Source organism: Bacterioplanes sanyensis (assembly GCF_002237535.1).
GTDB lineage: Bacteria > Pseudomonadota > Gammaproteobacteria > Pseudomonadales > Oceanobacteraceae > Bacterioplanes > Bacterioplanes sanyensis_A.
Window position 1 is genome coordinate 4,267,544 of record NZ_CP022530.1, and the last position, 26,183, is coordinate 4,293,726.

General features: G+C 53.8%; 27 protein-coding genes and 1 pseudogene. 16 read left to right on the forward strand and 12 right to left on the reverse strand.

Annotation, left to right across the window (positions count from 1 at the left end; all coding sequences use genetic code 11):
• Window positions 1-59 precede the first annotated feature (59 nt).
• A complete protein-coding gene (locus tag CHH28_RS19630) occupies window positions 60-1,235 on the forward strand; it encodes an NAD(P)/FAD-dependent oxidoreductase (RefSeq protein ID WP_199243955.1) in 1,176 nt (391 codons plus the stop codon).
• A gap of 240 nt (window positions 1,236-1,475) precedes the next feature.
• A complete protein-coding gene (locus CHH28_RS19635) occupies window positions 1,476-1,724 on the forward strand; it encodes a hypothetical protein (protein ID WP_094061906.1) in 249 nt (82 codons plus the stop codon).
• Here the strand turns inward: CHH28_RS19635 and CHH28_RS19640 are convergent.
• Window positions 1,714-2,418, reverse strand: a complete 705-nt coding sequence (locus tag CHH28_RS19640; protein ID WP_094061907.1) for a TetR/AcrR family transcriptional regulator — start codon at window positions 2,416-2,418, stop codon at window positions 1,714-1,716. The genes CHH28_RS19635 and CHH28_RS19640 overlap by 11 nt on opposite strands.
• A gap of 274 nt (window positions 2,419-2,692) precedes the next feature.
• Between CHH28_RS19640 and CHH28_RS19645 the strand changes: the two genes are divergently transcribed.
• Window positions 2,693-3,121 carry a hypothetical protein gene (locus CHH28_RS19645; protein ID WP_094061908.1) on the forward strand — a complete coding sequence of 143 codons (429 nt, stop codon included), beginning with the start codon at window positions 2,693-2,695 and terminating at the stop codon, window positions 3,119-3,121.
• On the opposite strand, the gene CHH28_RS19650 is transcribed toward CHH28_RS19645, so the two are convergent.
• Both CHH28_RS19650 and CHH28_RS19655 read right to left on the reverse strand, forming a co-directional pair.
• The gene (locus CHH28_RS19650) at window positions 3,110-3,565 is read right to left on the reverse strand and encodes a flavodoxin domain-containing protein (RefSeq protein ID WP_094061909.1); all 456 of its coding nucleotides are present in this window, start codon (window positions 3,563-3,565) and stop codon (window positions 3,110-3,112) included. The two genes, CHH28_RS19645 and CHH28_RS19650, sit on opposite strands and share 12 nt — an antisense overlap.
• 63 nt (window positions 3,566-3,628) lie before the next feature.
• Window positions 3,629-3,967: a hypothetical protein gene (locus CHH28_RS19655; protein ID WP_094061910.1), complete on the reverse strand. Its 339-nt coding sequence runs from the start codon at window positions 3,965-3,967 to the stop codon at window positions 3,629-3,631.
• Between the two features lie 129 nt (window positions 3,968-4,096).
• Between CHH28_RS19655 and CHH28_RS19660 the strand changes: the two genes are divergently transcribed.
• The 4 genes from CHH28_RS19660 to CHH28_RS19675 all read left to right on the forward strand — a co-directional run bounded on the left by CHH28_RS19660 (window position 4,097) and on the right by CHH28_RS19675 (window position 8,127).
• A complete protein-coding gene (locus CHH28_RS19660) occupies window positions 4,097-5,023 on the forward strand; it encodes a DUF6685 family protein (RefSeq protein WP_094061911.1) in 927 nt (308 codons plus the stop codon).
• Between the two features lie 216 nt (window positions 5,024-5,239).
• Window positions 5,240-6,265 (forward strand): AraC family transcriptional regulator, encoded by a 1,026-nt coding sequence (locus CHH28_RS19665; protein WP_199243956.1) that lies wholly within the window; start codon window positions 5,240-5,242, stop codon window positions 6,263-6,265.
• Window positions 6,266-6,404: 139 nt separating this feature from the next.
• Window positions 6,405-7,619: a glycosyltransferase family 4 protein gene (locus CHH28_RS19670; protein ID WP_094062158.1), complete on the forward strand. Its 1,215-nt coding sequence runs from the start codon at window positions 6,405-6,407 to the stop codon at window positions 7,617-7,619.
• Window positions 7,555-8,127: a phosphatase PAP2 family protein gene (locus CHH28_RS19675; protein WP_094061913.1), complete on the forward strand. Its 573-nt coding sequence runs from the start codon at window positions 7,555-7,557 to the stop codon at window positions 8,125-8,127. Before CHH28_RS19670 ends, CHH28_RS19675 begins: the two co-directional genes overlap by 65 nt.
• Here CHH28_RS19675 and dinB read toward each other — a convergent pair.
• Window positions 8,037-9,158 (reverse strand): DNA polymerase IV, encoded by a 1,122-nt coding sequence (gene dinB / locus CHH28_RS19680; RefSeq protein ID WP_094061914.1) that lies wholly within the window; start codon window positions 9,156-9,158, stop codon window positions 8,037-8,039. The genes CHH28_RS19675 and dinB overlap by 91 nt on opposite strands.
• Window positions 9,159-9,305: 147 nt before the next feature.
• On the opposite strand from dinB, the gene CHH28_RS19685 reads away from it, so the two are divergent.
• The 6 genes from CHH28_RS19685 to CHH28_RS19710 all read left to right on the forward strand — a co-directional run bounded on the left by CHH28_RS19685 (window position 9,306) and on the right by CHH28_RS19710 (window position 13,568).
• Window positions 9,306-9,671 carry a HopJ type III effector protein gene (locus tag CHH28_RS19685; RefSeq protein WP_094061915.1) on the forward strand — a complete coding sequence of 122 codons (366 nt, stop codon included), beginning with the start codon at window positions 9,306-9,308 and terminating at the stop codon, window positions 9,669-9,671.
• Window positions 9,668-10,321 carry a septum site-determining protein MinC gene (minC, locus tag CHH28_RS19690; protein ID WP_094061916.1) on the forward strand — a complete coding sequence of 218 codons (654 nt, stop codon included), beginning with the start codon at window positions 9,668-9,670 and terminating at the stop codon, window positions 10,319-10,321. The genes CHH28_RS19685 and minC overlap by 4 nt, the downstream gene beginning before the upstream one ends.
• Window positions 10,322-10,372: 51 nt before the next feature.
• Window positions 10,373-11,179, forward strand: coding sequence for a septum site-determining protein MinD (gene minD, locus CHH28_RS19695; RefSeq protein WP_094061917.1), 807 nt, complete (start codon window positions 10,373-10,375; stop codon window positions 11,177-11,179).
• 1 nt (window position 11,180) lies between these two features.
• Window positions 11,181-11,435, forward strand: coding sequence for a cell division topological specificity factor MinE (gene minE / locus CHH28_RS19700; RefSeq protein WP_094061918.1), 255 nt, complete (start codon window positions 11,181-11,183; stop codon window positions 11,433-11,435).
• A gap of 64 nt (window positions 11,436-11,499) precedes the next feature.
• Window positions 11,500-11,841 (forward strand): peptidylprolyl isomerase, encoded by a 342-nt coding sequence (locus tag CHH28_RS19705; protein WP_094061919.1) that lies wholly within the window; start codon window positions 11,500-11,502, stop codon window positions 11,839-11,841.
• Between the two features lie 2 nt (window positions 11,842-11,843).
• Window positions 11,844-13,568, forward strand: coding sequence for a diguanylate cyclase (locus tag CHH28_RS19710; protein WP_094061920.1), 1,725 nt, complete (start codon window positions 11,844-11,846; stop codon window positions 13,566-13,568).
• On the opposite strand, the gene CHH28_RS19715 is transcribed toward CHH28_RS19710, so the two are convergent.
• From CHH28_RS19715 to dtd, 7 genes are all read right to left on the reverse strand, one after another.
• The gene (locus tag CHH28_RS19715; protein WP_094058381.1) at window positions 13,551-13,934 is read right to left on the reverse strand and encodes a hypothetical protein; all 384 of its coding nucleotides are present in this window, start codon (window positions 13,932-13,934) and stop codon (window positions 13,551-13,553) included. The two genes, CHH28_RS19710 and CHH28_RS19715, sit on opposite strands and share 18 nt — an antisense overlap.
• Window positions 13,921-17,079, reverse strand: a complete 3,159-nt coding sequence (locus tag CHH28_RS19720; protein ID WP_094058382.1) for an efflux RND transporter permease subunit — start codon at window positions 17,077-17,079, stop codon at window positions 13,921-13,923. The genes CHH28_RS19715 and CHH28_RS19720 overlap by 14 nt, the downstream gene beginning before the upstream one ends.
• Window positions 17,060-18,733 (reverse strand): efflux RND transporter periplasmic adaptor subunit, encoded by a 1,674-nt coding sequence (locus CHH28_RS20440; protein ID WP_094058383.1) that lies wholly within the window; start codon window positions 18,731-18,733, stop codon window positions 17,060-17,062. The genes CHH28_RS19720 and CHH28_RS20440 overlap by 20 nt, the downstream gene beginning before the upstream one ends.
• The gene (locus tag CHH28_RS19730; RefSeq protein WP_094058384.1) at window positions 18,730-20,073 is read right to left on the reverse strand and encodes a TolC family protein; all 1,344 of its coding nucleotides are present in this window, start codon (window positions 20,071-20,073) and stop codon (window positions 18,730-18,732) included. Before CHH28_RS19730 ends, CHH28_RS20440 begins: the two co-directional genes overlap by 4 nt.
• A 117-nt stretch (window positions 20,074-20,190) precedes the next feature.
• Window positions 20,191-20,634 carry a CopL family metal-binding regulatory protein gene (locus tag CHH28_RS20740; protein ID WP_420093157.1) on the reverse strand — a complete coding sequence of 148 codons (444 nt, stop codon included), beginning with the start codon at window positions 20,632-20,634 and terminating at the stop codon, window positions 20,191-20,193.
• Between the two features lie 66 nt (window positions 20,635-20,700).
• Window positions 20,701-21,075 carry a SirB2 family protein gene (locus CHH28_RS19735; RefSeq protein WP_094058385.1) on the reverse strand — a complete coding sequence of 125 codons (375 nt, stop codon included), beginning with the start codon at window positions 21,073-21,075 and terminating at the stop codon, window positions 20,701-20,703.
• A gap of 90 nt (window positions 21,076-21,165) precedes the next feature.
• The gene (gene dtd, locus CHH28_RS19740) at window positions 21,166-21,600 is read right to left on the reverse strand and encodes a D-aminoacyl-tRNA deacylase (protein WP_094061922.1); all 435 of its coding nucleotides are present in this window, start codon (window positions 21,598-21,600) and stop codon (window positions 21,166-21,168) included.
• A gap of 193 nt (window positions 21,601-21,793) precedes the next feature.
• On the opposite strand from dtd, the gene CHH28_RS19745 reads away from it, so the two are divergent.
• The 3 genes from CHH28_RS19745 (at window position 21,794) to ntrC (ending at window position 25,025) form a co-directional block, all read left to right on the forward strand.
• Window positions 21,794-22,321 (forward strand): DUF4124 domain-containing protein, encoded by a 528-nt coding sequence (locus tag CHH28_RS19745; protein ID WP_094058386.1) that lies wholly within the window; start codon window positions 21,794-21,796, stop codon window positions 22,319-22,321.
• Window positions 22,322-22,524: 203 nt separating this feature from the next.
• A complete protein-coding gene (gene glnL, locus CHH28_RS19750) occupies window positions 22,525-23,601 on the forward strand; it encodes a nitrogen regulation protein NR(II) (protein WP_094058387.1) in 1,077 nt (358 codons plus the stop codon).
• Entirely contained in the window at window positions 23,598-25,025 is a 1,428-nt protein-coding gene (ntrC, locus tag CHH28_RS19755) for a nitrogen regulation protein NR(I) (RefSeq protein ID WP_094058388.1), read from the forward strand. The genes glnL and ntrC overlap by 4 nt, the downstream gene beginning before the upstream one ends.
• Before the next feature lies 1 nt (window position 25,026).
• Here ntrC and CHH28_RS19760 read toward each other — a convergent pair.
• Window positions 25,027-26,130, reverse strand: a pseudogene (locus CHH28_RS19760) (DUF6701 domain-containing protein); the annotation flags it as partial.
• Window positions 26,131-26,183: the final 53 nt, after the last annotated feature.

A 26,183-nucleotide genomic window follows, 5' to 3' on the forward strand; every position in this document is an offset into this window, starting at 1 on the left:
GGCGATTCGTAGCGTCTTCATATTGCCGTTCGCTGCTATCCAAATAAAACTGGGATACCATGCTGCACGCTATTTTTGCTGACTCTCCAGGCGGCTTCGACATGCATGACCATGACTTTGACACAGTAATTATTGGCGCGGGTGTTGTCGGCCTGGCCACGGCTTACTACCTGTCACAACAACAGAGCGTGTTACTGATTGAACAGCACCCACACATGGGCGAAGAAACCAGTAGCCGCAATAGCGAAGTGATTCATGCCGGCATCTATTATCCCCACGCTTCGCTAAAACAGCGCTGGTGCTTACGCGGCAAACAGCTGTTGTACGAGTTCTGTCGACGCTACAAGGTCCCTTTTCACGCCCTGGGCAAACTGATCGTAGCGCAGCCCGACCAGATGGATCAGCTGCAAGCCCTCTATAACCACGGCACGGCTACGGGTGTCGAGTTACAGGAATTAAATCAGCAGCAACTGCAGCAACTAGAACCCTGTGTCAGTGCACAAGCAGCCTTGCTATCACCCACCACCGGCATCGTCGATAGCCACACCTTTATGCAGCGGCTAGAAGCGCTGGCATTGCAGCAACAAGCGCACATTCAATATCGCTGCCGACTGATTGAAGCGAACGCACAGCAGCAAGGCTGGACGCTAAGGCTGCAGTCCGGCGAACAGAGCTTTACGCTGCGCAGCCGAGTTCTCATCAATTGTGCCGGGCTACATGCACAAAAGGTTGCTCAACGTTGCCAGCTTAGCTCAGAGCGTATCCCGACGTTATATCCCTGTCGTGGCCAGTATTTTCGTTATCACGGTCACAGCCCAGTGAGCCATCTGGTTTACCCTCTCCCTGACGCAAATTTAACCGGGCTCGGTATTCATGCCACAGTGGATTTATCCGGCCAGTTAAAGTTCGGCCCCGACGTCAACTATCAATCAGACCTTGACGACTATCGGGTGGACTTAACGGCTAAGCAGCAGTTCGTCAGCGCCATCAAACGCTACTTACCGACGTTGGATTGGTCGCGTTTGCAGCCAGATTACAGTGGCATTCGTCCCAAGCTTTCGGACGCCACAATGCCCGGAAAAGACTTTCAGGTTGAGTTCAGTCGCACAGACTGCCCAGCCTTCGTACACCTGTTCGGTATCGAAAGCCCAGGGCTTACCGCCAGCTTGGCCATAGCCGAGTCGATTACAGATTGGTTACAAGGCAGCAATGAGCAAGCCTTGCTGGCAAATTAGTCACTTAAAATACGTGTGACAGCACCATCCTTTTGGTTGATTTTGGCCTGATTCACCCCCTAATGTTCTTTTTTGTTACACATGTACTACACTCCTATTACTTTGGAGTATCAAAGCAAGCCAAAGAGCTACAAAACGTCACCAGAAAGCAGGGTGAAGATACAGGCACTTGTGGCGTGCCTGCTACGCTCTTAACAGTTGTTTAGCATTCCGGGGATCCGGCAGGGAATCAGGTAAAGTATGAATCAACCATTGCGAGCTGAGTACGCGCATCAGGACGATCACATCAGCACCATTATGTCTGAACGGGTGTTAGTCCCTATCACTTGCCAGCATTGTAAAATGGATACTGATGTCAGCGTCGCTACCTTAACGCAGCAACACCCATTTTTATGCGAGCATTGCTATCAGATCAATCGCCTGAGCTCAGCAGAGCTGCACGTTATGGTCGGCGTATTGGAGCGTTTCGGTTATCACCTTAAGCGCTAATAAAGTCACGAACCAACAATTGCAAATAACGCTTTAACGTTTGTTCAATATGATCGTAATCGGGCTGAGCCGATAACAAGGTGCCGTATTCCAACGCTTGGATCATAGCCAATAGGATATCGGCATCTTGCTCTGGTGAATCCGAATTCACCAACTGCAAAAACTCCACCGCTTTCGAGTACAAAGCCTGACGATGCATTAACGCCAATTCACGTACTCGCTCATTGAGCACTGCCTCGTAGCGGAAAGCTTGTTCCACAATCAGCATGTCACGCTCAACGCCGGTCTGATTTTCTATGTATCCTCGCAATTGAAACGCCAGTGATGACACAATCTTGTTGGCCCCATCGCGGGTGCGCAAATCTGAGCTGGAAATGCCCTGCAAAAACGGCTGATAAAACTGCTCGGTGAAATCGTTGACCACCATCAGCGCTTTTTCGGTGTACAAGGTGAAGGTATCAATAATAAGTTCATCGATATCTTTGAAATAGTAGGTGGTCGCTGCCAGCGGCACCCCCGCTTCTTTGGCAACAGCGCGATGGCGAATACCGCGCACACCTTCTGAAATAATGATGCGCAAAGCCGCTTCTAAAATCAGACGGCGACGTTGTTCGCTTTTCACGCGACTGGCTTTTCGTCCCTGGTATTGCAATAGCTTTCCATTGGCCAAGGCGACGTTATCAGTCACGCCCATACTCTCTGCTCCCGCTGTATATGATGATTATTTTGTCTGACAATTATCCGCATAGAACAGCGAATAGATACCGCTTTCACAGGTACATTTGTACTAATTCGTAAATGACCCAAACTCTTCGTCGCTTACATTTCGACGCGCTGGCGGCAACACCCTGCCGCCAAGTCAGCTAGGTACCTCATCAACACCGCTGCAGGCCTCATGTTCCCTGGCATTAAAGGCATGGCATGGTCTGTGCTTATAGAACGTTAGCCTTGATCGATCGGAGCCTATTATGCAACTGGGCGCACTGACCAGTTACTTGCAGAATCAACCCACCAGTTCACCACTGGCGCCCACTGCAAGTGATGCCACTCAAACCAACGAGGAGTTGAAACCCGAGGATTACCGGTTTTCGACACGTGCCATCATGGTCAGTGCCGTTGCCAGTGAGTTCAACGTTGAAGCGCTGCCCAAACAACAGTTGGCAGACTTTCAATTACGACTGCAGCAATACGGCTTGCTACAGGGCCAAGCGCTGAACTCCATGGCCATCATCAGCGCCGACAACAGCGATACCGGCAATAGCGAAGCAACGATCAATGCGCTGCAGCGCGTTAGTGACGCTCGCGAGCAGTTTGAACAAAATCAAACACCGTTCAGCGAGCGCCAACGCATCAATTATCTGCACAATTTGCTGCAAAATATGAAATCAGCTCGCTAACGCCACTTCAATCCACTCTTTTAGCCAAAACAGCGCATCGTCATCGGGCGTGACGGTTTCCGTCGCATCAATCGTGACCTTAGGTACCGGAGCCACGGCCTGCAGCTCGAACAACCGCTCTTCCATTTTCTCCCCAGCACCGCAGAAATTCATATAAGAACTGTCACCCAGCGCGATCACGCCAAACGGCTTGCCCGTTTGCAGTGGAAATACATCCCCAAGCTCGCTGTAAAACGGCAGCAAATTGTCGGGAATATCGCCTTGCCCGGTGGTGGCCGTCACCACCAATATGGCATCAAAGGCTTGAACATTCAGATGAGCGATAGATGGCGCAGCATCGACGACCACCTGATGGCCCTGTTCTGTCAATGCTGAAGCGACTTGATCAGCAACGGCTTGCGCCGTCCCCGTCACCGTGCCGACGGGAATGTATATTGTCTTCATTGCGGTTTATCTCAGAGAAAAGCAGTACCAGGGCGCAGTATACCGAGTTCGAAATGAGATGCGTTAGCTGGCTTGGCGAGTTTTGATCAGCTGCTGCAAACGCTGTTTCCAGGCGAGGCAGCGCCGCTCAAAATCATGATCGGCGCAGGCAAAGCCAGGCCGCTGCTGAGCGCGCGCCAGTTGTAACGCTTGCTGGCGCAACTGAGGCCAGTGCAACAACAGCTCGTTAGCGATATCGAGGCGCTCACTCAGTGGCTGTGGCCAATCACTGAACTCGTTCACCGGCACATCATGAACACTCAGCCAGTCCGCCAGATTTTGCTGAAACAAGCCCCAGGCATCGCCGCTTTCCTGCGCCACCTGCAGCCCACTGGCCGCCAACGCAGCTTCGATCTGTGCCATTACAGCGCTCGGCTTATTTCCTTCTACTGACATGTCTGCACACAGCTCCAGTTGACTATTGGGCGGTAATTCAGACTATAGAACAGTCACCAACGGCCGACATGCTTAGCAAGGGTTAAGGAGTGCGCCATGACAACGGAAACACGCGGCATCGATATCGAAGCTTGGTTCAACCGACTGCTGCAACGGCTGTTTCCGGTTTGGTATGCCACCCAAGCCGTGCGTGAACTGCCGCTGGAGCCCATGGGACCGCTCAACCCCAGTAGCCACTTGCGTCATCACTGGCTCAGTATTCAGCAAACACTCATCGCCGCACAAAGCTCGTTGGCCGATGCCGGTCAGGACTGGGAAAGCCTGCATCAATTGCTGGGCAAACTGTTGCTAGAGCAAGAAGTAAAGCGCAGCTGGCTGGTCACCGCGATACAAGGTGTGGACGTCGGTGACGACAGTGAAATCTGGCCCTCCCTGCCCAGTTACGCCGAAAGCTGCTGTTACGACCGCGACTGGGAAAGCAATGCCGACTTTGAGCGCTTGGTTGCCACGGCATTTCCAGAGTCAGACGCTCCCCACCGCTTGGTGTATCGGGAATGGGACGGCCGCTGCTATTGGCTCAACAATGGCGGCGCCGATGAACTTGCCTTGGCACAATTGCACGCCAGCCAAAAACAACGTGATGGCCATATCTCCGCGTTAATGACCGTCGAACACGTCAACCAGCCGGCGCTGGAAAAGCTGCGCCAGCAGTTCTGGATGCTGTTAATGACGCGCCAGCGCGCCTATCAAGTGTTAGACATGTTATTGCAAGCCGACTTACCCGCCATCATTGCCGAGTTTGAGTCGCGCCGTAGCGACCTGGTCTTACTGACGGCGAAGAAGAACAACAAATCCATCAACAAAATCATACTGAGCCTGATGAATAACCGCTCGACGTCGCAGCTGATCGATCTCGGCCGTTTAATCAGTCGCCAGCACTTCCCGCTGCCAGCGCCCGGCAAGTCTGCCAAAGCAGCAGACAATATCGAAGAGGCCAGCGACGTACCCTCCGCCAGCGAATAACCAAACCAAGCCGGGCTAACAGAGCAGAGAAAACAGAGGAAATAACGCAGGTTGCGCAGCACAACCGCAGTAACGTGCGTGTCTCAATGGCTCAGGTCAGCACAGCAAGGCCGGGTTGATTTACGACAAAACCCTGTCATGCTAGCGCCTTATGTGCGGTCTACCACCGTACAACCGGCGTCATGCCGGGCGACTATAACAATAAACGGTAACAGCATGATTAGAGGTACGTGGAGCCTGACAGAGCCACTGGTGCCAGTTAACATTCCTGCCACCTTAGTGCGCGTAGGCGAAAGCAAAGGCATCAGTACTGACGTGCTGCTGCACAACACCGGCCTTAACGCCGACATGTTTGGCGATCCGAGTGCTCGTTTAAGCTATCAACAAGTGTTGTTGCTGGCCGAAAATCTCATCCGCTCCTACCCAGACGACAGTCTTGGCTTGGATATTGGCGCCGCCATCAAAATCAACCAGTTCGGTATGCTTGGCTATGCCATCATGAGCTGCGCTGATATTCGCAGTGCCTTACAGCTTGGGCTGCGCTTTCATCCGCTGGTAGACCCCGCCTTTACCTTCGAAGTGGTGGAGCAAAACGAACAATCTGCCGTGCGGCTCACGACACACATTCCGATTGAACATATTTACCGCATGCTGTGTGACTTGTTTGTGGTGAACTTTACCTGCTTAGCGCGCTTTTTGACCGGCCGTGATTTACAGCCCGTCGCCGTGCATCTCAACCATCCACGGCCACAATACGAGCAGCGCTATAAAGAGTTTTTTGACTGCCCCGTGCTGTTCGATCAACCGCGTACCGAACTGGTGTTCGACAGCAGCATTTTGGACGAAGCGGTGCAAATGGCCGATCAGGCAACCGCCGCCATGGCGGAAAATCAGTGCGAAGAAATTCTCGCCAGACTGGGGCCGAAAGAAGGAATCGTTGCCAAAGTTCGCCGTATTCTGCTGCGCAATCCAGGGTTGTTTCCGCCGGTCGACGTGGTCGCCGGGCAATTGGCCACCTCGACTCGTACGCTGAGCCGCAGCTTGCAGGAAGTCGGCACCTCCTATCAGCGCATTCTTGATGAAGTGCGCAAAGAAATGGCCATCGAGTATTTGCGCACCTCTAACCTCCCGATTGAAGAAATTGCTGCCTTGGTGGGGTACAGCGACCCGTCCAATTTCCGCAAAGCCTTCCGCCGCTGGACTCAACACGCACCGTCGTATTACCGCGAAGATCGGCACTGACCAATCGCCACGGACCAATCGCTACGGTAACGGGTAAGGGAGCAATCGTGCTCCCTTCACCGTACTGTCACCACTCTGCAAAAGAACTGTCACAGACGCACGCGACAGTAGGGATATGTCGGCCAGTAGCGATAATCCCATGTCTGCGACGATCACCCGCGTCAGCATAGTGACCGAAACCTTTGCCCCCGAGATCAATGGCGTCGCCAATACGCTGTCGCAACTGGTGTGCGGCTTACGTCAACGAGGAATTGAAGTACAGGTCATTCGCCCGCGACAAGCTGGCGATAGCAAAGCAACCAGCGACGATTGGCACACCGTCACATTGCCAGGGCTGCCGATCCCGGGCTATCAGGAATTGCGCTTTGGCCTCCCCTGGCAAGGGCGGGTGCGTGCGGCAATTCAAGCCTTTCGTCCACAAGCCATCTATGTCGCCACCGAAGGTCCTATGGGATGGGTGGCGGTAAAGGCCGCCAAGCGGTTAGCGATTCCGGTGGTCAGCGGCTTTCACACTAATTTCCATCAATACATCGAGCATTATCGATTAGGCGCTTTTGAGCGACTGGCTTATGCGTATTTGCGCCGCTTTCACAATCGCACTCAAGCCACCCTGGTGCCAACCCGGGCGCAGCGCGATGAGCTAGAACAGCACGGCTTTGAGCGTGTGCAAGTGTTGTCGCGCGGCGTCGACAGCCAGCGCTTTCATCCAGACAAACGCGATGGCTCGCTACGCCGCCAATGGCAAGTGAAGGATGACGACATCGTCTTGCTCTACGTCGGTCGGATCGCAGGAGAGAAAAACCTGCAACTGGCGGTGCGCACGTTTGAGCAACTAAAAACACTGGATGAGGCCGTCAAACTGGTGCTGGTCGGCGATGGCCCTGAATTGCCAGCGTTACAGGAAAAACACAGTGACATCATCACCTGCGGCATGCAAACCGGCGACGATCTGTCACGCCACTTTGCCAGTGGCGATGTCTTTTTATTTCCCAGCAAAACTGACACCTTCGGCAACGTGGTGACTGAGGCCATGGCCAGCGGTTTGGCAGTGGTCAGCTTCGACTACGCCGCCGCTCACGAGCATATTCGCCATGGCGACAATGGCCTAGTAGCCCCATTTGGCGACGACGACAGTTTTATTCATCAAGCCAGCCTGCTCTCCGACAGCCCCAATCTGTTGCGTCAAATCCGACAGCGGGCACGCCAGCACGCCGAGGGCATTAGTTGGGGCAGCATTGTAGAAGACTTTATTCAACGCCTGGCACAGGCAAGCCATGAGGTACACGTCCATGCCGATGAGCAAAAGCGTCGCCCCAAGAACCGCTCTTCTGTTCCACAAAGCGGATCGCTTTGAACTGCGTTTCTGCCAACAGCTGAATCAGTTTGGCGGCTATCGTGCCGTTCGCGTTTTCTTTAAAGGCGTCAGCCGTCTGGGAGACGGTGTTTTTTGGTACAGCCTGATGTTGGCGGTGATAGCCCTAATGGGCATGCAAGGCATTCAGGTCGTTGGCCACATTGTTGTGTGTGGCGCTCTGTCCGTATTGCTCTACAGCCAGCTAAAAAGCCGCTTGGTGCGTCAGCGCCCGTTTATTTCTTGGCAAGGCATTCACGCCCACACCGCGCCCCTGGATTTATACAGCTTCCCCTCAGGCCACACCATGAATGCGGTGAACTTTGCACTGTTGTTCAGTGTATTTGTACCGGCCTTGGCTTGGCTGGTGGTGCCATTTGCGGCGTTGGTGGCAATATCGCGTGTGGTTCTGGGAATGCACTACCCCACCGATGTCTTGGTCGGCGCGGTACTGGGGCTGCTCATCAGCAGCGGCTCCTTGCTGCTGTGGCCTGGTGGCATGTTTGCCTGATCTGGAAACAAACTGAGCTGCTGGCCGTCATCGGCGGGGATACGACCGCCAATGCCCAACAAGCGAACACCTTGGTCGCTGCGTTTGAGCGCACGTTGCAACAGCTGCTGAAACCCTGCCACCGTGGCCTCGGCCTCGTGGTCGGCCAGCGTGGTTTGGCGAAAATCAGCAAACTTCACTTTCACAAACGGCGCCAATGTTTGCGCTTCTAACCCTGCCGTGTCTAGGCGCTGCTGCCAGCGCGCCATCAGTGCTGGCAGCTCGGCCAGGCAGGATTCCGCGCCTTGCAAATCGTGCAAGAACGTTCGCTCAATGCTGATCGACTTTCTCACGCGCTGGCTGCGCAGCGGTCGCTCGTCGATACCACGACAGCGCTCGTACAACTGCGCGCCAGAGCGACCAAACAAACGCACCAGCTCCGTTAATGACCACGTCTGAGCGTCGGCACAGGTAACAATGCCGTGCTGTTGCAAGCGTTGCTCAAACGCGGGGCCGATGCCCGGAATGCGCCTGACAGGCAGAGCTGCAACAAACTCGTCCAACTGCTCAGGGCCAACCAGAAACTGTCCGTCTGGCTTATTCCAATCACTGGCCACCTTGGCCAAAAACTTGTTGACGGAAATGCCGGCAGACACACTGATACCCAGCTGCTGGCGGATACGATCGCGCAGCTGCGCCGCCAACTGAGTGGCCGATTCGCCCTCATCAATTTCCAGGTAAGCCTCATCGATGGATACTTGCTCAAAGCGGCGTGCCGCACTGCGCAGAATGGCCATCACCTCAGCCGACACTTGCTTATATACATCCATGCGGCCGGGCATCAGCGTCAGCTGAGGGCACAATTTCAATGCCTGACTGACCGGCATGGCTGAGCGCACGCCATAGTCGCGTGCCGGATAATTGCAGGTAGAAATGACGCCACGCCGCTGGCGCCCACCGATGGCCATAGGTACAGAGCGCAGCTGTGGGTGATCACGCATTTCCACCGCGGCGAAGAAACAGTCGCAATCGATATGAATGACCTTACGCATCGTCGCCCTCCCCGTACCTTCGCGTTCGCCGACCAACCATCAGAATACTGTATATAAAAACAGCATTCTAGCAATCTTTTTCCGTGACAGGATCTGACAGCGTGATAGCCTGTTAAGCCAGATATGCGCAGTCGAAAGGAAGATGCCATGACGGATTTCGCTCACGCCCACAAGGCTTTTCTGACCAGTCTACAGTCCGGTCAACACGAATTTGCAACCACGCTGACCTTCATTGAGCACTGGTACCACTTTACCCCCACCGCTTTTGACAATGGCCCGGTACACAACAACGACCATCAAAATCAGGGCAGTTGCCAAGTATTGGCGCTGGCGCAGTTGCTGCAGTTGTCAGACGAGCAAACGCTATTATGCTTTGGCGAACATTACCGCGAGGTATTGGCAACTCCGGATGTCGACAACCATCACAATCTGCGGCGCCTGATTCGCGACGGCGTCAATGATGTTCGGTTCGAGCAGTTCCCTCTAAAGGCGCGCAGCGAGCAAGCACAATGAAAGAAGCCGCCGTTAGCCTAAAAGCCGGAACCGTCTCACTCACTACGTTAACGTTTTCCAATTGGTCGCCCGAGGCGATCGAAGCCGAACTACAGCGCAAGCAAGCCGAAGCCCCGGCGCTGTTTCAGCAACTTCCCTGCGCCATCGACATCGACGGTCTGCCCACCGATCACCCGTTGGCAACCGTGGTATCCCTATGTCGCCGCTATGGCCTACTGCCGATTGCCGTGCGCAACGCCAGTCGCGATTGGGCAGCCCCGCTGGCGGAACTGGGGCTGGCCGATCTAGGGCGCCAGGCCGTTAAAAGCAGTCCTAAGGCCGGCCCGAGCCTGCCGGTCAAACTGCATCGCGGCAATGTTCGCTCGGGGCAGCAGGTATTTGCCGAGGGGGATTTGATCATCATTGGCATGGTCAGCGCCGGGGCTGAAATTCTCGCCGGTGGCGACATTCATATTTATGGCACCTTGCGTGGCCGCGCATTGGCTGGGGTGAAAGGTGATCAGCTCGCGGTGATCGCCTGTCAGCAGTTTGATGCCGAGCTGGTGGCCATCGCCGGCCAATATCGTCTGTTTGATGAGCAGCCGCTGTCATCCTCCAGTGCGGTAGTCGTCACTCTGCAAGACGGTAACTTGAACATCCACAGTGTTTAGGAAATACTGCCGTCAACCCGATCAGCACTGGCTTCTTTAAGGAATTGTCCCTTGGCTAAAGTAATTGTCATCACCTCCGGGAAAGGAGGCGTCGGTAAAACCACCACCAGCGCAGCGTTTGCAACCGCTTTGGCGCTGCGCGGTCATCGCACTGTGGTCATCGATTTTGATGTTGGCCTGCGCAACCTGGACTTGGTTATGGGCTGTGAGCGACGCGTGGTGTATGACTTCGTCAATGTGGTGCAAAACGAAGCCAACCTGAAACAAGCCTTGATCAAAGACAAAAAGCTCAACAATTTATTCATTCTTCCGGCTTCGCAAACGCGCGATAAAGACGCTTTGTCGGCCGACGGTGTAGAGCGGGTACTGAACGAGCTGAAAGCAGACTTCGACTATATCGTCTGCGACTCACCGGCCGGTATCGAGCACGGTGCCCACATGGCACTGTATTTTGCCGAAGAAGCCGTCATTGTGACCAACCCGGAAGTGTCTTCCGTGCGCGACTCCGATCGCATCATCGGGATTCTGCAAAGCAAATCACGCCTGGCGGAGCAAGGTGGCAGCGTGAAAGAGCACTTACTGCTGACGCGCTACAACCCCGAGCGAGTAGAACGTGGTGACATGCTGTCAGTCACTGATGTGGAAGAAATTCTGGCGGTGCCGCTGCTCGGTGTGATTCCAGAATCCGAAGCGGTATTAAAGGCTTCCAACCAAGGTGTGCCAGTCGTGCACGACAGCGACAGCGATGCTGGCCAAGCCTACGACGATGCCGTGGCGCGTTATCTGGGCGAAGATCGACCGCATCGCTTCCTCGAGAAGCAAAAGAAAGGCTTCCTGCAACGGGTCTTTGGGGGATGACATGAGCTTAATGGATCTGTTCCGCAAGGAAGAACGTTCGTCCGCCAGTGTTGCCAAGGAACGTCTGCGGGTGTTGGTCGCTCATGACCGTTTGCGCAACAACGGTCCGGATTACTTGCCGCAACTGCAGCAAGAAATTTTGGCGGTGATTCGCAAATACGTCGCCATCGACGATCAAGACGTCAATGTGCAGCTCGAGCATCAAGGCAATACCTCGGTGCTGGAGCTCAACGTCACCCTGCCGGACGAAGACTGACTCAGCGGCGTGGCCCGCTTTGGTCTATCTTTAGCGACATCCGTTGAACAGGAGTACGGCGTCCATGGCCCCTATTGCTCTCCATCACATCCTATTGCGCAGTGAATGGCTGGCCCGCGATTTACTGCGCGAACTGCACCTTGGCGCCAGTTTTGAAGACCTGGCCAGCGAGCACTCGGTTTGCCTAAGTGCGCGCAATATGGGGTTTGCTGGCTACCACAACCCAGACCAACTGCCTTTGGCCTTAAGCCAGGCACTGCAAGAGTGGGACGGTCAGGCAGCGGTGATTGGCCCTGTTGGCACCGACCTTGGGTTCCATCTTCTAAAACCGGTTACCCTGGCACCACGCCCAGTGGTGACTGACGACGCTGTGACTGACGACGCCATTTCCCAACCCAGCAACTGACCGTGAGCAAGCAACGGCTGTGGCTCGCTGCGTTGCTACTGTGCATGGCAACGCCTATGTGGGCGATAGAGCAGCGCATTTTAATTATTCATTCGTATCACCAGCAGTTTGTGTGGACGGCCGAGATCAACCGTGCCCTGATGGATCGGCTGCTGCCGCTAGTCCCGCGAGAAAATATTCATATTGAATACCTCGACGACCGGCGTTTTATCGACGATGCCAAATTACGCCAGCACATGACAGCGGTGCTGACGCACAAATACCAGCACCATCCGCCGGAGCTCATCATCACCACCGACGACAGTGCATTGTCGTTGGTACTGAATGAGCTATCGAGCTGGGCATCACAAGTGCCGCTGGTATTTGGCGGTGTGAACATTCCCGAGCAGCACGATTTCAGTCAGCACCCGCTGCATACCGGTGTGTATGAAGGCATGGCGGTGGAACAAAACCTGGGGCTGATCAAGCAATTGCTGCCGCAAACACGCTCAGTATTTATGATTGCCGACCAGCAATCGCTGCTTGGGCGCAGGATGGCAGAACGTGCTCGACAACTGACTGAGAATTACCCGGAACTGGAGCTCACTTTGCTGACGCAATTCCAATTACGCGAATTACGACAGCAGCTGCAGCAACTCCCAGATCACAGTGCGGTGCTGCTGCTGGCCATTCATAAAGATACCAACGGCGATTACTTTTCGTATTTGCACCATTTGCCATCATTAACGGCGGCCAGCAATAGTCCTATTTTTGCCATGTGGGGCAACCTGATGATGGGCACCGGAGTGGTCGGTGGCGCCATGAACGACGGCTATCGCCACGGACAAAATATGGCAAACCGCATCATTCGAGTATTGCACGGCGAGCCGATCAACAGCCTTTCCATCATGCCACAGGCAGACTATCGCCCGACCTTTGATTACCGCCAGCTGCGGCATTTTAATATTCCATTGCAGCAACTCCCGGACGATGCCCAGCTGCTGTTTCAGCCGGTGCCCTTTTTGCAGCAACACCAAAAAGTTCTGTTGCTGATGGTGGGCATTGTTATCATTTTATTCATCATTATTTCGGTTTTGTCGATTAACATCCGCCGCCGTGCCATCGCCGAGCAGCGCTGGCAGCATCTTCGTTCTGAGCTAGAGCAAAAGGTGGACGAAAGAACCTCAGAGCTGGCGGAGCGTAACCGTCAACTCTCACAGTTATCCGAGAACCTAAAAAGCCAGGTAAATACCGACCCACTCACCGGCATCGCCAACCGCCGATTAGGCATGAAGCGACTTAATCGTTTATGTGAACAGCGACACCCAACCAGCACGCCGTTGACCATCGCGATTCTCGACATCGACTTTTTCAAGAAAATTAACGATGAATTTGGCCATGCTGCCGGTGATTTGGTGCTCGTTGAAGTGGCCAGTTTATTGTCTTTGCATTTGCGCCCCACGGATACCATTGCCCGTTGGGGCGGCGAAGAGTTTTTATTAATTTTGCCAGACACTGGCTTAAACGACAGTCGCAATATCTGTGATCGCTTGCGCACCTTAGTTAAACAAATCCAAGTGCAAGATCATCGTCACGTCACCATCAGCATAGGGGTTGCTTGTCATCAGTCCGGTGAGTCCGACGGTGGCCTGCTGGAGCGTGCTGATCGTTGCTTGTACCAAGCTAAGCGCTTGGGGCGTGATTTAGTGATTACCGAACAGCAGCTCACCTCAAACACTACTGAATAAACTCACCAGTGCTTGCCTAGCATCAGGGGCATTGACCGTCGTGACCCAATCACATTGATGGCAAATCCACTGCAGACCATCATCACCTTGCGACCACTGCCAGCTTTGCTGATCGTCGCCAAAATCGTCATCGACCAGCCACTGGCAGTCTATCGCTGCCGCGCTGGGTTCTGGGTTGATATCGATGGCGCGGCTGTCACGAGCGACGATATTTAATACCGCAAAACGCCTCGGTGCAGACAGAAAATCGCGCTCAATTTCATACACCAAAATATGTGGCGCGATATCATCACCGCGAGAAATCACCAGGGCATAATCGCCCTGGTGCAAAGGTAGAGGCCAACGTGAGATGTCAGGCAGAGTCATGGTTGTGGTGTCGTAATTGCCAGCAAGTTAGCCAGTAAAACAAGACTGGCAACACCAGTAAAGTCAGCAACAAGGCACTGGCAGCACCACCCACCATAGGGGCGGCAATGCGGCTCATCACTTCAGAACCGGTGCCCTGCCCTAACATAACGGGCAATAGACCAATGGCAATGGTGGCGACTGTCATGGCAATGGGGCGCAAGCGCTGTCCGGCGCCTTGCAACACCGCTGTGCGAACATCACTAGGAGTTAATGGCTGCTGCCGCCCCTGCTGCTGTTCCACTTGTTGTTGCCAGGCTTGCTGCAAATACACCAGCATGATCACGCCAATTTCCACCGCCACGCCGGCCAGGGCAATAAAACCAACGCCCACCGCCACCGATAGATGAAAATCCAAAGCCCACAACAGCCAAACACTGCCCACTAACGACAAAGGCACGGTAAGCAAAATCAAAGCAACATCACGTAGCCGCTGAAAAGCCAAATACAGCAATACCGCTACGATCACTAAGGTTAACGGCACGGCTAATTGCAGCTTATTTTGCGCACGCAATAAATATTCATACTGACCAGACCAGTTTAACGAATAGCCAGCGGGCATTTGCAGCCGCCCATCAGCCAGTGCGGTTTGCACATGCTGTTGTGCTTGCTCGACATAACGTCCCAAATCAACGCCAGCAATATCGATAAATACCCAGCCATTAATACGTGCATTTTCGCTTTTTATCATGGCAGGGCCAGCAGCAATGTTAATCTCGGCAATATCCGCCAGCGCTAACAATTGACCGTTGGGCGCATAAAACATCAGCTGTTTTAGGGCTTCGGGCGAATCACGATAACGCTGTGGCAAACGCACCGATACAGGGTAACGGCGCAGACCATCAACGGCTTGTGTGACGGCTTTTCCCCCAACCGCTGTCGCCAACAGTTGCTGCGCTTGCTGCACCGTTAAGCCGAAGCGTGCCAACTGCTCACGTCGCAGACGAATATCCAAGTAGCGACCACTGACCGTACGCTCAGCGTAAACCGATGTTGTCCCAGGTACATCAGCCATCAGTGTTTCTAGCTGCTGCCCTATGGCCTGAATCTGATTTAAATCATCGCCGGCTATCTTAATGCCGACCGGGGTTTTGATACCGGTGGCGAGCATATCAATGCGAGTTCGAATCGGCATGACCCAGGCGTTACTTAACCCCGGAAACTGCACCTTGCGATCCAGCTCCTGTTTAATATCATCCAAAGTGACGCCATCTCGCCACTGCTCCCTTGGCTTAAGCTGAATAAAGCTCTCGATCATGGTCAAAGGTGCTGGGTCGGTGGCGCTATCGGCACGGCCAATTTTACCCAGAACATTGGCGACCTCTGGTACTGAACCAATCAGGCGGTCGGTTTGCTGCAATATTTGCCGCGCTTCAGCCACCGATAAGCCAGGATAAGTGGTGGGCATATACATTAAGTCGCCTTCATCCAGTGGCGGCATAAATTCCGACCCTAATTGTTTCATTGGCCACCAGGCTGACAGAGCCATAACGATCACCAGTAACAAGGTGGTTTTAGGAAAATGTAATGCCTGTTTTAACACCGGTGTATAGAGTGCCGTTAATACTCGATTCAGCGGATTACTTTTTTCTGCCTTAATCGGCCCGCGTACTAAATAGCCAATCAATACCGGTACTAAGGTTATGGCCAACATCGCCGCAGCGGCCATGGCATAAGTTTTGGTATAGGCCAAGGGGGCAAACAAACGCCCTTCTTGGGCTTCCAGCATAAATACTGGAATAAAACTTAAAGTAATAATCAGCAAGCTGAAAAACAGCGCCGGGCCTACTTGTTGTGCACTACTAATCACGCCTTGCCAACGATCAGTGTCCGTTTTGGGCGGGTAGCGCTCCAGGTACTTATGATAGTTTTCAATCATCACAATGGCACCATCTACCATGGCACCGATGGCAATGGCAATTCCTCCGAGAGACATAATATTGGCATTAATGCCTTGCCAGCGCATAAACACAAAGGCCGCCAAAATCCCCAGAGGCAAACTTAATACAATCACCAGTGACGAGCGCAAATGAAATAAAAACAGCGCGCACACCAGCGCCACCATCACAAATTCCATGCTGAGTTTGTGCCATAAGTTATTCACCGCCCGATCGATAAGCGCAGTGCGATCGTACACTGGCACAACCTCTACGCCCTCTGGCAAAGACGACTTGAGCTGCTGCAGCTTATCTTTTACCGCGCTAATAACGGCCCTGGCATTTTCACCCGAACGCATCACAATAATGCCGCCGACCACTTCACCTTGGCCATTTAGCTCAGCAATGCCACGGCGCATTTGCGGCACTTCCAACACGTCGGCAATATCACGCACCAGCACCGGTAAACCCTGATTATTATGGCTAATACCGATATTTAATAAGTCGTCGGCGGTACGAATTAGGCCATGGCTGCGCAACATATATTCCGCTTCGGCCAGTTCAACAACAGACGCCCCAGTATCCTGATTGGCCTGCTGTAATGCGGTAATGACCTGAGCCACCGACAAACCGTGGGCCATCAGCCGCTGTGGTTTGAGTCGCAATTGAAACTGGCGCTGCATACCACCCAGTGCTGCCACTTCTGAAACTCCCGCCACGGTTTGCAGCTCGTAGCGTAAAAACCAATCCTGCAAATCGCGTAAATCGGCCAGGTCATGCTGACCACTGGTATCTTGCAGTGCATATAAATACACCCAGCCAACCCCACTGGCATCCGGACCTAGGGCCGGTTTTACCCCGTCAGGCAAAGCATCGTTAGCTTGGTTTAAATACTCCAGCACCCGCGAACGCGCCCAATACAAATCGGTATTGTCATCAAAAATAACGTAAACAAAGGAGTCACCAAAAAACGAATAGCCGCGTACGGTTTTGGCACCCGGCACCGACATTAATGCCGAGGTTAACGGGTAAGTCACCTGCTCCTGCACCACCTCGGGAGCTTGCCCTGGATATGGCGTGCGCACTATAACCTGCACATCGGATAAATCAGGAATGGCATCCACTGGTGTGGTGCGCAGTGCCTGTAGGCCGATCACCACCAAAATCGCGCTTAATAGCAGCACCAATACCCGTTGCTGCACAGAGGCCTCAATGATGCGCTGAATCATGCTTTGCTCCTTGATCTTTTGCTGGCTGAGCCGCGTGATTCATATTGGAGTGATCCATGTTCGAATGATCCATGTTCGAATGATCCATGTTCGAATGATCCATGTTCGAGTGATCCATGTTCGAGTGATCCATGTTCGAGTGATCCATGCCCGAGTGATCCATGCCCGAGTGATCCATATTCGAATGATCCATGTTCGAATGATCCATGTTCGAATGATCCATGTTCGAATGATCCATGTTCGAATGATCCATGTTCGAGAGATCCATGCCCGAATGATCCATGCCCGAATGATCCATATTCGAATGATCCATATTCGAGTGATCCATGTTCGAGTGATCCATATTCGAGTGATCCATATTCGAGTGATCCATATTCGAGTGATCCATATTCGAGTGATCCATATTCGAGTGATCCATATTCGAGTGATCCATATTCGAGTGATTCATGCCTGAGTGATCCGGCTTGGCGTAGCGCAATAAATCCGAATCAATCATGGACTCTGAATCAATCAGGAACTGCGCCGAGGTGACCACCACATCGTTTGCACTGAGGCCTTGCAGCACCTCCACGGCCTTATGGCTGCGCCGGCCAGCCACTACAGCCACCGATTTAAAGGTATCGTCAGCCAGCCTCACCACAGCACGCGCTTGCATCCCGTCGTCAATCAATGCCTGGGCCGGAATCTGCAACACTGGCTCACTCTCAGAAACCCAGCGTGCCTCAACCCAATCACCGGGCATCAAACCATGCTCGCCAGCAATACTGGCTTGAATGCGTTGCCGTCCCTGCTGGTTGGCCAGCGGCGCAAGGGAGTGCAGCTCGGTAGTTTGCCAATCCCCCGATGCGCTGCGTACCTGCAACTCGGCTTGGCTCAAGTCCGCTGCCAACGCTTGGCCAGCCACCTGCACCTGCAGCCACACCCGGCTCGGGTCGGTAATACGCAGTAAGGTCTGGCCCGGGCGAATTTGCTGCCCTAACGCCAGCGGCATATCCAACAGCAAACCCGCTTGCGGCGCGGTAATGGCGACTTGCTGCTGAATCTTGCCCGCACGGCGTACGTTTTGAATCCATTCGCTGCTCATGCCCAACGCCCGCAGGCGTTCCCGCGCGCCTTTCAGCATGGCTCCGCGCGCACTCAACAGCTCCTGCTGGGCGGTCACCAACTCAGGGCTATAAATGCTCAGCAGTGGCTGACCTTCGCTAACGCCTTCGCCTGCAGCATTGACCGATAGCGACTCGACCCAACCAGAAAAGCGCACTTGCACCGCTTGGGTGGCTTGCGGATGAGGCAATACTTCCGCCGCGAATAAGCGCTCGTCGCGCCAAGGTGCGCGTTTAACTGGCTGCTGCGTCAGTGCCAACTGATTGGCCAGCTGAGCAGAAATATTTACGCTACCAGCAGAGTTAGAGGCCGCATCATCTGGGTACACAGGAACCAACTCCATGCCCATCGGCGATAAGCCCGGCTGATCACGGCGGAAGTTTGGATCCATGGGGGCCACCCAATACAAAGGCTGCGGCTCCGATGGTGCACTGTCGGATTGGGTCGCAGTTGGAGTTACGAGTTGTGGATAAAAGCGCTGCACCGTCATGGCTAAGGCAGCTCCCGCCGCCATGGCTAATGTGGTGCGCACAAGGGTACGTTTTTTCATGGCAAGCGCTCCTTATTAGCGTCAGTCGATGGCCGGGCAAACGAAAGGGGTTGGGCATCAGACAACGTCTGAGCCGGTGCAATGGGATAGTTGTTGTGGAAGTAATTGAGATCGTTGCGACTGAGCCAGATGTCGCGCAATAAGGCCAGCGACTGCAATTCGGTATTGCTTAGCTCCAGTGCTGATTGCACCAGTTCGGCCAGCTCGCTGCGGCCCTGACCATAGCTCGCTAAGTGCAGCTGATAGTGCTGGCGCAAACTCGGCAACAGCTGTTGCTGCAGGTGCTGCCAGCGCTGCGTGAAACCACCAGCATCGGCCTGACGCGTGGCATAGGCCAAACTCAGACTGCGCTCACTGTCTTGCAAGGCTGCACTGTCAGCGGCTTGGCGGGCGATGGCGGCACGCACTTGGCGACTGCTGCGCTCGCCCATCGGCAAGGCCAAGGCCACACCGACTGAGGCAAAGTCACTGCGTGGCATATCGCTGTTACTGGAACTGTTACTGCGCCAGCCGTAGCTAGCATCCAAACGCCAGCGCGGTCCTTGCTGCTGCTGTTCAAAAGCCACTCGATTGGCACTGCTGCGTTCAGCCAACTGTGCCAGTTGCCACTGTGGATGCTGACGCCAATCAGGCTGTTCTGCCTCGCGGTGAAACTCCTCTAATGAGCTTTGCAACGGCGCTAACTCGCCCACATCAGCCTGCAGCCAGTTAGCCAGCTGCGCCTGCAACTGTTGCTGCTGTTGGCGCAAGGTCAATAAACGCTGCTGCAAACGCTGCAGCTGCACATCAATGGCCACCACATCCTGCTGACGTGCTTGGCTGCGACCGCTTTCATAACGCTGCAGCACCACTTGACGTAATTGCTGCCAGTTTTGCTTTTGTTCAGCCAGCTGTTGCTGGGCTTGCCACACCCAACTGGCTTTGATCCATAAGCGTCCTACTTCGCGGCTTAGCCATAACCGCCGCAACTGGTGCTGCCACTGAGCTTGCTCGGACTGAAGCTGAAAAAACTGTTGCTGCAAGCTCAGGCTATCGCCGCGCGGCAACCATTGCTGCACACCGAGCATGACTTGTGTCATAGGCTCTTGATCTAACGCCCAATCATCCACCGGCACATTGGCCAGTTTGAGTGACAGCATGGGGTCATCCCAACTGTCAGCGCCGTGCGCCTGTTGCAACGCCGCATCGCTGAGCGCCTGCCAGCGCTGCGCTTGAAAATCTTGCTGCTGGGCACGGTTAAGTGCCTGCGCATAGCTCAAAGGAGCTGCATGAGCGCCTAAAGCGCTCAACAATAGCCAGGCAGTCGTTAGCCACCGGCTGATATCTTGAAGTGTCATCATTGGTCTCTGACCCGTTTGAATTCAAACTGAAATAAAACAAACAGGCAGGCGTATAAGCGCTATGACAACGGCCTGTACCGACAGGCACGAATCACAGCAAACAAAGCCTGCAGCAGGTCAGAGAATGGGAGGTCGGTAAAGGCTGGCTAAGGCGCCTTTGGGCATCGCTTGAGAATGGAACAAAGGAGACATGCGTTTGCCAGGCCAGTTTGAAGACAGCGGCATGGCGGTGGCCATCGCGCTGGAGCATAAGCCATTGCAATGGGGGCAGTCAGACTGGCAATCATGTTGCGTATCGCAGTGATCTGACTGCAACAGAGGCTCGTTGGTGAGAGGCGCTGGCATATGCTTCATGGCGTTACCCGCGTCGGCCATCTGGCTATGACACGGTGACATGCTTGAAGACTTGGCAGCAGACACGCTCATAGGTTTGCTACCAGTTAACGGTATAACAGGCATCGACCAAGCCGCCAGCGCCTGAGCGTTAAACGCCAGCGCCAGCAAGATCACCAGCAACAGCCGGGAGCCAGAATGTCTGCAGTGAGCGAAACGCACAGCCATGCCTCAGAGAATCGTCGTAGTAGGATACGTAAAGGGCAGCTTTAGTTCCAGCAAGCATCGTTGCTATTACAGCAATGCCAGCCAAGACAAAGCCGAATGCATTTTTGCCGCACCAAAGATGTAAGCAAACACCAGAACAGCCAGAGCATAAGCCACCATACGCTGGCGCTTAATGGCCACGGTGGCAATGCCAATATAGGCGATCAAACCGATCACTTTGGCGGTTAACCAATGTTGCTGCAGCGGGTACTGATCAATGATGAAACACAGCCAGATGGCAAATACCAATAAGGCGCTGTCGATCAGATGCGGCGGAATGCGCAGCCACAGTTTCTGCGCCAACGACGGCCGCCAATAAAACAACCAGAAGCGCAGGTTAAACAGAATAAAACTCAAATACGCCAAGCCCATATGGCTGGCTTTAATCGCGGTGTAATCCATAAGAAAGCGTACAAACCTGTGTTGTTGCAATAACCGTAAGCGTCAAAGTGTAACCCCAGTTGGTGACCAACCCTATCGCTGCGGCGTTTTTTACACTTCCAACCAAAACGTGACTGGGCCGTCGTTGGTCAGCGAGACTTTCATATCAGCACCGAAGCGCCCGCTGGCAGTGCGTACCTGCTCGCTGGCTGTCGCCACAAACTCATCGTATAAAGCCTCCGCCAAAGCAGGCGCTGCACTTTTGGAAAAGCCAGGGCGGGTGCCTTTGCGGGTATCGGCCGCCAAGGTGAACTGCGACACCACCAGTAGTTCACCGTCGATATCACGTAAACTGCGATTCATCCGCCCTTCATCATCGGAGAAAATGCGATAGCTCAAAACTTTGTCCAACAGCTTTTTCGCCTTGTCGCTGTCGTCGTCTTTTTGCACGCCTAATAACAGTAAAATGCCCTGATCGATGGCTCCGACACTGTCGCCGTCGACCACAACTTGCGCACTGCTGACGCGCTGAATCAATGCGATCATATTGTTGTTTCCTTTGTGCCAGCGCGCAGCATATAAAAAAGTCATCCGTGTGCAAGCACGACTGACATCGCCATCTCTCATTTTTTGCCCGCCGATAAGACGCAAAGTCGCGCCATTAGTCCTACGTCACACCATTCAGCTAGGGCCTGTCCTACTATATGTGACACACTGATTTCTTTTTTGGAGCATCACAATGGGCAACCGGGTTTGGCAAGCCATGCTGGCGATGACCGCAGCCGCCTTCACCTTTACCGCCGTCGCCACGACCGAGGTGTACGTCACCCGCGATAAAAATGGCAATCTTATCTTCAGCGATAAGCCGGGCAAAAACTCGGAAAAGCATAAAGTGAAAGAGTTACCCACCATGCCAGCGCTGAAGATTCCGGAGCCTGAGGAAAGCAAACCCGAGCCCAAAGCCCCGGCGTTTGAATACACCAGTTTGGCCGTGGTGGCGCCCAACGATGGCACCGTATTACCGCGCGGCTCGGCCGGCAACCTCAGCATCAGCGGCGTATTAAGCCCCGGGCTGCAGCCCAAACACACGGTGGTATTGCTCAACCGCAGCAGCGTGATCGAACGCGGGCGCCAGACCTCCTTTAGCTTGAGCAATCTGCCGCGTGGCGAGCACCAATTCCAGTTGCAGGTACGCGGTGAAAACGATGAGGTATTGATCTCCAGCCAGACCATTACCGTCCAGGTACAACGCACCTCCGCACGCTAGCCACTCGCACCCAACGCACCAATCAGGTGCATATATCCACCCAAAGCTCACCAAACCAGTGCATTAAAACTCATGGTTTGGTGCTATTGTTCCTCCCTGTGGCATGCACAGCCTTGTCAGGCGCTATCATTGTGCATGCCGACACCTGAATTTTGTAGGTGGCTTGGTTCTTGCTGATGACCGCCTAGAAGGGGGAAACATCCATGCTAGCCAGCCCAGTCATCAGCCAACGACTGCTCGAACACTTAAACACCGGCGTACTTTTGCTGGACTCTGAGCTGACCGTGACCTACATGAACCCGGCTGCCGAAGCCTTGCTGGAAATGAGCGGCAAACGCGGCTTGGGAGTGCATTTCTGGGAGCTGGTGGTCGAGGCCGACAAGGATCGCGATGCACTTGAAGAAGCCATCGTCACCGGCCACAGCTACACCAAACGCGAAGCCACCATCATGCTGCACAATCAACAGCAAGTGACGTTGGATTACAGCGTCAGCCCAGTGGCTCACCCAGAAACACGCCTGCCAACATTATTGATCGAACTGCAAGGGCGCGATCGCTTGATGCGCATTAGCCGCGAAGAGCAACTGATTGCCAAGCAAGAAACCACGCGCTCTCTGGTGCGCGGCTTGGCGCATGAAATCAAAAATCCACTGGGTGGTATTCGCGGTGCAGCACAGCTATTAGAGCGTGAACTGCCCTCTGAAAGTCTGCGTGAATACACGCAAATTATTATTGAAGAAGCCGACCGTTTGCGCGACTTGGTCGATCGTTTATTAGGCCCAAGGCAAATTCCCAAACAAGAAGACGTCAACGTGCACGAAGTGCTTGAGCGTGTCTGTCAGCTGATTGGGGTCGAGTCGCACAATCGCATCCGTATTCGCCGCGATTACGACCCCTCCATTCCGGAGCTACTCGCCGATAAAGACCAAATGATCCAGGCGCTGCTCAATATTTGCCGCAACGCCATGCAGGCGATGCTGGAAAGCCATACCGATACTCCCACCTTAAGCCTGCGCACACGCACGGTGCGCCAATTTACCATTGGCCACAACCGCCACCGGTTGGTGGTGCAAATTGATATTCAGGACAACGGCCCAGGTATTCCCGAGTCGTTGCAGGAAAATTTGTTTTACCCCATGGTCAGTGGCCGCGCCGATGGCACCGGTCTTGGCTTGTCGATCGCACAATCCATCATCAATCAATGCAACGGCATTATTGAGTTCGACAGCCAACCTGACCGCACCGTCTTCTCTATTTACTTACCGTTGGAAAACCTATGAGCACTGTCTGGATTATTGATGACGATAAATCCATCCGCTGGGTGCTGGAAAAAGCACTGACGCAAGCGAATTTAACCACTCGCGTATTTGAACAAGCCGAGCCCGCGTTAAAACAGCTGCAGCACGAGCACCCTGATGCCATTATTTCTGACATCCGTATGCCTGGCATGGATGGCCTGGAATTATTACGCCGTGCCCACGAGGCACATCCTGATTTGCCGGTTATCATCATGACCGCACATTCCGACCTAGAGAGCGCAGTGTCGTCGTATCGCCAAGGCGCATTTGAGTATTTGCCCAAACCATTCGATGTCGACGATGCCGTGGAGCTGATTCACCGTGCCATCGCACACTTTGCCGAAATCAGTGCGCAGCAACCTAACGCTGCAGAAGACGATGACAACCCAGAAATTATCGGTGAAGCACCGGCCATGCAGGAAGTATTTCGCGCCATTGGTCGGCTATCGCAATCCAATATTACTGTCTTAATCAATGGCGAATCTGGCACAGGTAAAGAGCTGGTTGCCCATGCGCTGCACAAACACAGCCCACGTTCTGCCAATCCTTTTATTGCGTTGAACATGGCGGCGATTCCTAAAGACCTGATTGAATCCGAGTTATTTGGCCATGAAAAAGGCTCGTTCACCGGCGCTGGGGGCCAGCGCCGCGGACGGTTCGAGCAAGCCGATGGTGGCACGCTGTTTTTGGATGAAATTGGCGACATGCCTGCAGAAACGCAGACACGCTTGCTGCGGGTCTTGGCCGATGGTGAGTTTTATCGCGTTGGTGGCACCACCCCGATTAAGGTCAATGTACGCATCATCGCTGCCACCCACCAGAACCTGGAAAACCTAGTAAAGGAAGGACGTTTTCGCGAAGATTTATTCCACCGTTTAAATGTGATTCGCGTGCATTTGCCGCGCTTGGCTGATCGGCGCGAAGACATTCCACGCTTGCTCAGTCATTTCTTAAAACGCGCTTCAGAAGAGCTGGACACCGAAGTCAAAGTGCTCAAGCAAGACACCGAGGAATTTCTCTCCTCGCTGGACTGGCCTGGCAATGTACGGCAACTGGAAAACACCTGCCGCTGGATTACCGTCATGGCCTCTGGCCGCGAGGTGATGATCAGCGATTTACCACCTGAGCTATTGGAGCAAAAAGGCAGCAGCCACACTTCTGGTAACTGGGAACAAGCGCTGCGTTACTGGGCCGATCAGCAACTCAGCAATGGCGTCAGTCAATTATTGGATACCGCCGTACCAGCGTTTGAGCGCATCATGATTGAGACGGCACTGAAACATACCGCCGGGCGCCGACGCGATGCCGCCAATTTATTAGGCTGGGGCAGAAATACCCTCACCCGCAAAATCAAAGAGCTGGATATGGATCATTCCTCCAGCGACGACGAAGAGCACGACGAATAATTTACGGCAGCTCGCGCCAGTAAATAACCCGGTCATGGCCACGATAAATACCAAACGTGGCCGTACCGGTTGGGTTGTCCAAACTGCCATCGCCATCATAGTCATCTTGCAGCCAGGGCAATACCGTCGCCGCATCGTAGCTGACATCGACACTGCCTTGGTTCGGCGCCGAAGCGTCTAAAACAAACGCCCTGGCATCGCGCCCCGCCGCTAAGGTGCCGGCGCTGTTTTGCAAACTGGTAAAGCCCGCTGGCGCCAAAGCGGCTGACGTTGAGGCAAACACCGTGCAGCTGTCATCGGTATTTTGCTCAAAGCGCCCAGCAGCGCTGAAGAACTCGGTGCGCATTGGCATCGCCAAGTCTTGCGTTTCTGGGCCATAGGTATCTTCCAGCCACAAACGGCCATAGCGCATGTCAAAATTGGCTTGTGGATTAAAGGTTAAATCCGAGGTCGGCCGTGTATGACCAACGCCGTCATCGTCTTGAAAGTCGTCTAGAGTAATCGTCAGATCGGGGTTAAAAGGGGCGACTCTGGCTAACAGGCTTTTGTTGTAGCTCAGGGCATCAGTATTAGAAAACACATACTCCAGCTCCCCAGATGGCAGGCTGCCAATATCCGATAACGTGCCTGCATTAAATGTCTCACTGACCGCTAAGGTATTACCATCGGTACCCAAGTTGGAGTTATCGCTGCCGATGGTTTCAGGTTCAAAATTATCCACACCCAGCCTATTAAAACCCGTAAACGAATAATTGACTGTGGTATCGCCCTGGGCATTTACTGCAGTTAGACCAATGCTGGGCGGCGTTAACCAAGACAGTGACTCACCAATGTAACTAAAATTTCCACAAGTCGGCGCCAGCTCACCTGGCGTAACCGTGGCCTCAAAGCGATATGGTACTTGTCGGCCAAAAGGCAAGCTGGTGACGCCTGGCTCTAAGCTGCTGCCGGGTGACACATCCACGCCTAAATAATTGCCGCCAGTAATGGCGGTATCTAATTGAAAAACGCCCACCTCCGAAATGCTCACATCATTTAGTGTCAGCGCTCCGTCACTACTATGGCTGTAATCAACGGGCGATAAAGTGCCAGGCGCTCCGCCACTGGGGCAATTAAGAGTGACTGAGTGTCATAGAAGACGCGAAGTTTTCAGTAACA

What these genes read in the sequence shown, in the direction of transcription:
- CHH28_RS19630 (WP_199243955.1), top strand. Translation starts at nt 60, where the DNA reads ATGCTGCACGCTATTTTTGCTGACTCTCCAGGCGGCTTCGACATGCAT.
- CHH28_RS19635 (WP_094061906.1), top strand. Translation starts at nt 1,476, where the DNA reads ATGAATCAACCATTGCGAGCTGAGTACGCGCATCAGGACGATCACATC.
- CHH28_RS19640 (WP_094061907.1), bottom strand. Translation starts at nt 2,418, where the DNA reads ATGGGCGTGACTGATAACGTCGCCTTGGCCAATGGAAAGCTATTGCAA.
- CHH28_RS19645 (WP_094061908.1), top strand. Translation starts at nt 2,693, where the DNA reads ATGCAACTGGGCGCACTGACCAGTTACTTGCAGAATCAACCCACCAGT.
- CHH28_RS19650 (WP_094061909.1), bottom strand. Translation starts at nt 3,565, where the DNA reads ATGAAGACAATATACATTCCCGTCGGCACGGTGACGGGGACGGCGCAA.
- CHH28_RS19655 (WP_094061910.1), bottom strand. Translation starts at nt 3,967, where the DNA reads ATGGCACAGATCGAAGCTGCGTTGGCGGCCAGTGGGCTGCAGGTGGCG.
- CHH28_RS19660 (WP_094061911.1), top strand. Translation starts at nt 4,097, where the DNA reads ATGACAACGGAAACACGCGGCATCGATATCGAAGCTTGGTTCAACCGA.
- CHH28_RS19665 (WP_199243956.1), top strand. Translation starts at nt 5,240, where the DNA reads ATGATTAGAGGTACGTGGAGCCTGACAGAGCCACTGGTGCCAGTTAAC.
- CHH28_RS19670 (WP_094062158.1), top strand. Translation starts at nt 6,405, where the DNA reads ATGTCTGCGACGATCACCCGCGTCAGCATAGTGACCGAAACCTTTGCC.
- CHH28_RS19675 (WP_094061913.1), top strand. Translation starts at nt 7,555, where the DNA reads ATGCCGATGAGCAAAAGCGTCGCCCCAAGAACCGCTCTTCTGTTCCAC.
- dinB (WP_094061914.1), bottom strand. Translation starts at nt 9,158, where the DNA reads ATGCGTAAGGTCATTCATATCGATTGCGACTGTTTCTTCGCCGCGGTG.
- CHH28_RS19685 (WP_094061915.1), top strand. Translation starts at nt 9,306, where the DNA reads ATGACGGATTTCGCTCACGCCCACAAGGCTTTTCTGACCAGTCTACAG.
- minC (WP_094061916.1), top strand. Translation starts at nt 9,668, where the DNA reads ATGAAAGAAGCCGCCGTTAGCCTAAAAGCCGGAACCGTCTCACTCACT.
- minE (WP_094061918.1), top strand. Translation starts at nt 11,181, where the DNA reads ATGAGCTTAATGGATCTGTTCCGCAAGGAAGAACGTTCGTCCGCCAGT.
- CHH28_RS19705 (WP_094061919.1), top strand. Translation starts at nt 11,500, where the DNA reads ATGGCCCCTATTGCTCTCCATCACATCCTATTGCGCAGTGAATGGCTG.
- CHH28_RS19715 (WP_094058381.1), bottom strand. Translation starts at nt 13,934, where the DNA reads ATGACTCTGCCTGACATCTCACGTTGGCCTCTACCTTTGCACCAGGGC.
- CHH28_RS19720 (WP_094058382.1), bottom strand. Translation starts at nt 17,079, where the DNA reads ATGATTCAGCGCATCATTGAGGCCTCTGTGCAGCAACGGGTATTGGTG.
- CHH28_RS20440 (WP_094058383.1), bottom strand. Translation starts at nt 18,733, where the DNA reads ATGAAAAAACGTACCCTTGTGCGCACCACATTAGCCATGGCGGCGGGA.
- CHH28_RS19730 (WP_094058384.1), bottom strand. Translation starts at nt 20,073, where the DNA reads ATGATGACACTTCAAGATATCAGCCGGTGGCTAACGACTGCCTGGCTA.
- CHH28_RS20740 (WP_420093157.1), bottom strand. Translation starts at nt 20,634, where the DNA reads ATGGCTGTGCGTTTCGCTCACTGCAGACATTCTGGCTCCCGGCTGTTG.
- CHH28_RS19735 (WP_094058385.1), bottom strand. Translation starts at nt 21,075, where the DNA reads ATGGATTACACCGCGATTAAAGCCAGCCATATGGGCTTGGCGTATTTG.
- dtd (WP_094061922.1), bottom strand. Translation starts at nt 21,600, where the DNA reads ATGATCGCATTGATTCAGCGCGTCAGCAGTGCGCAAGTTGTGGTCGAC.
- CHH28_RS19745 (WP_094058386.1), top strand. Translation starts at nt 21,794, where the DNA reads ATGGGCAACCGGGTTTGGCAAGCCATGCTGGCGATGACCGCAGCCGCC.
- glnL (WP_094058387.1), top strand. Translation starts at nt 22,525, where the DNA reads ATGCTAGCCAGCCCAGTCATCAGCCAACGACTGCTCGAACACTTAAAC.
- ntrC (WP_094058388.1), top strand. Translation starts at nt 23,598, where the DNA reads ATGAGCACTGTCTGGATTATTGATGACGATAAATCCATCCGCTGGGTG.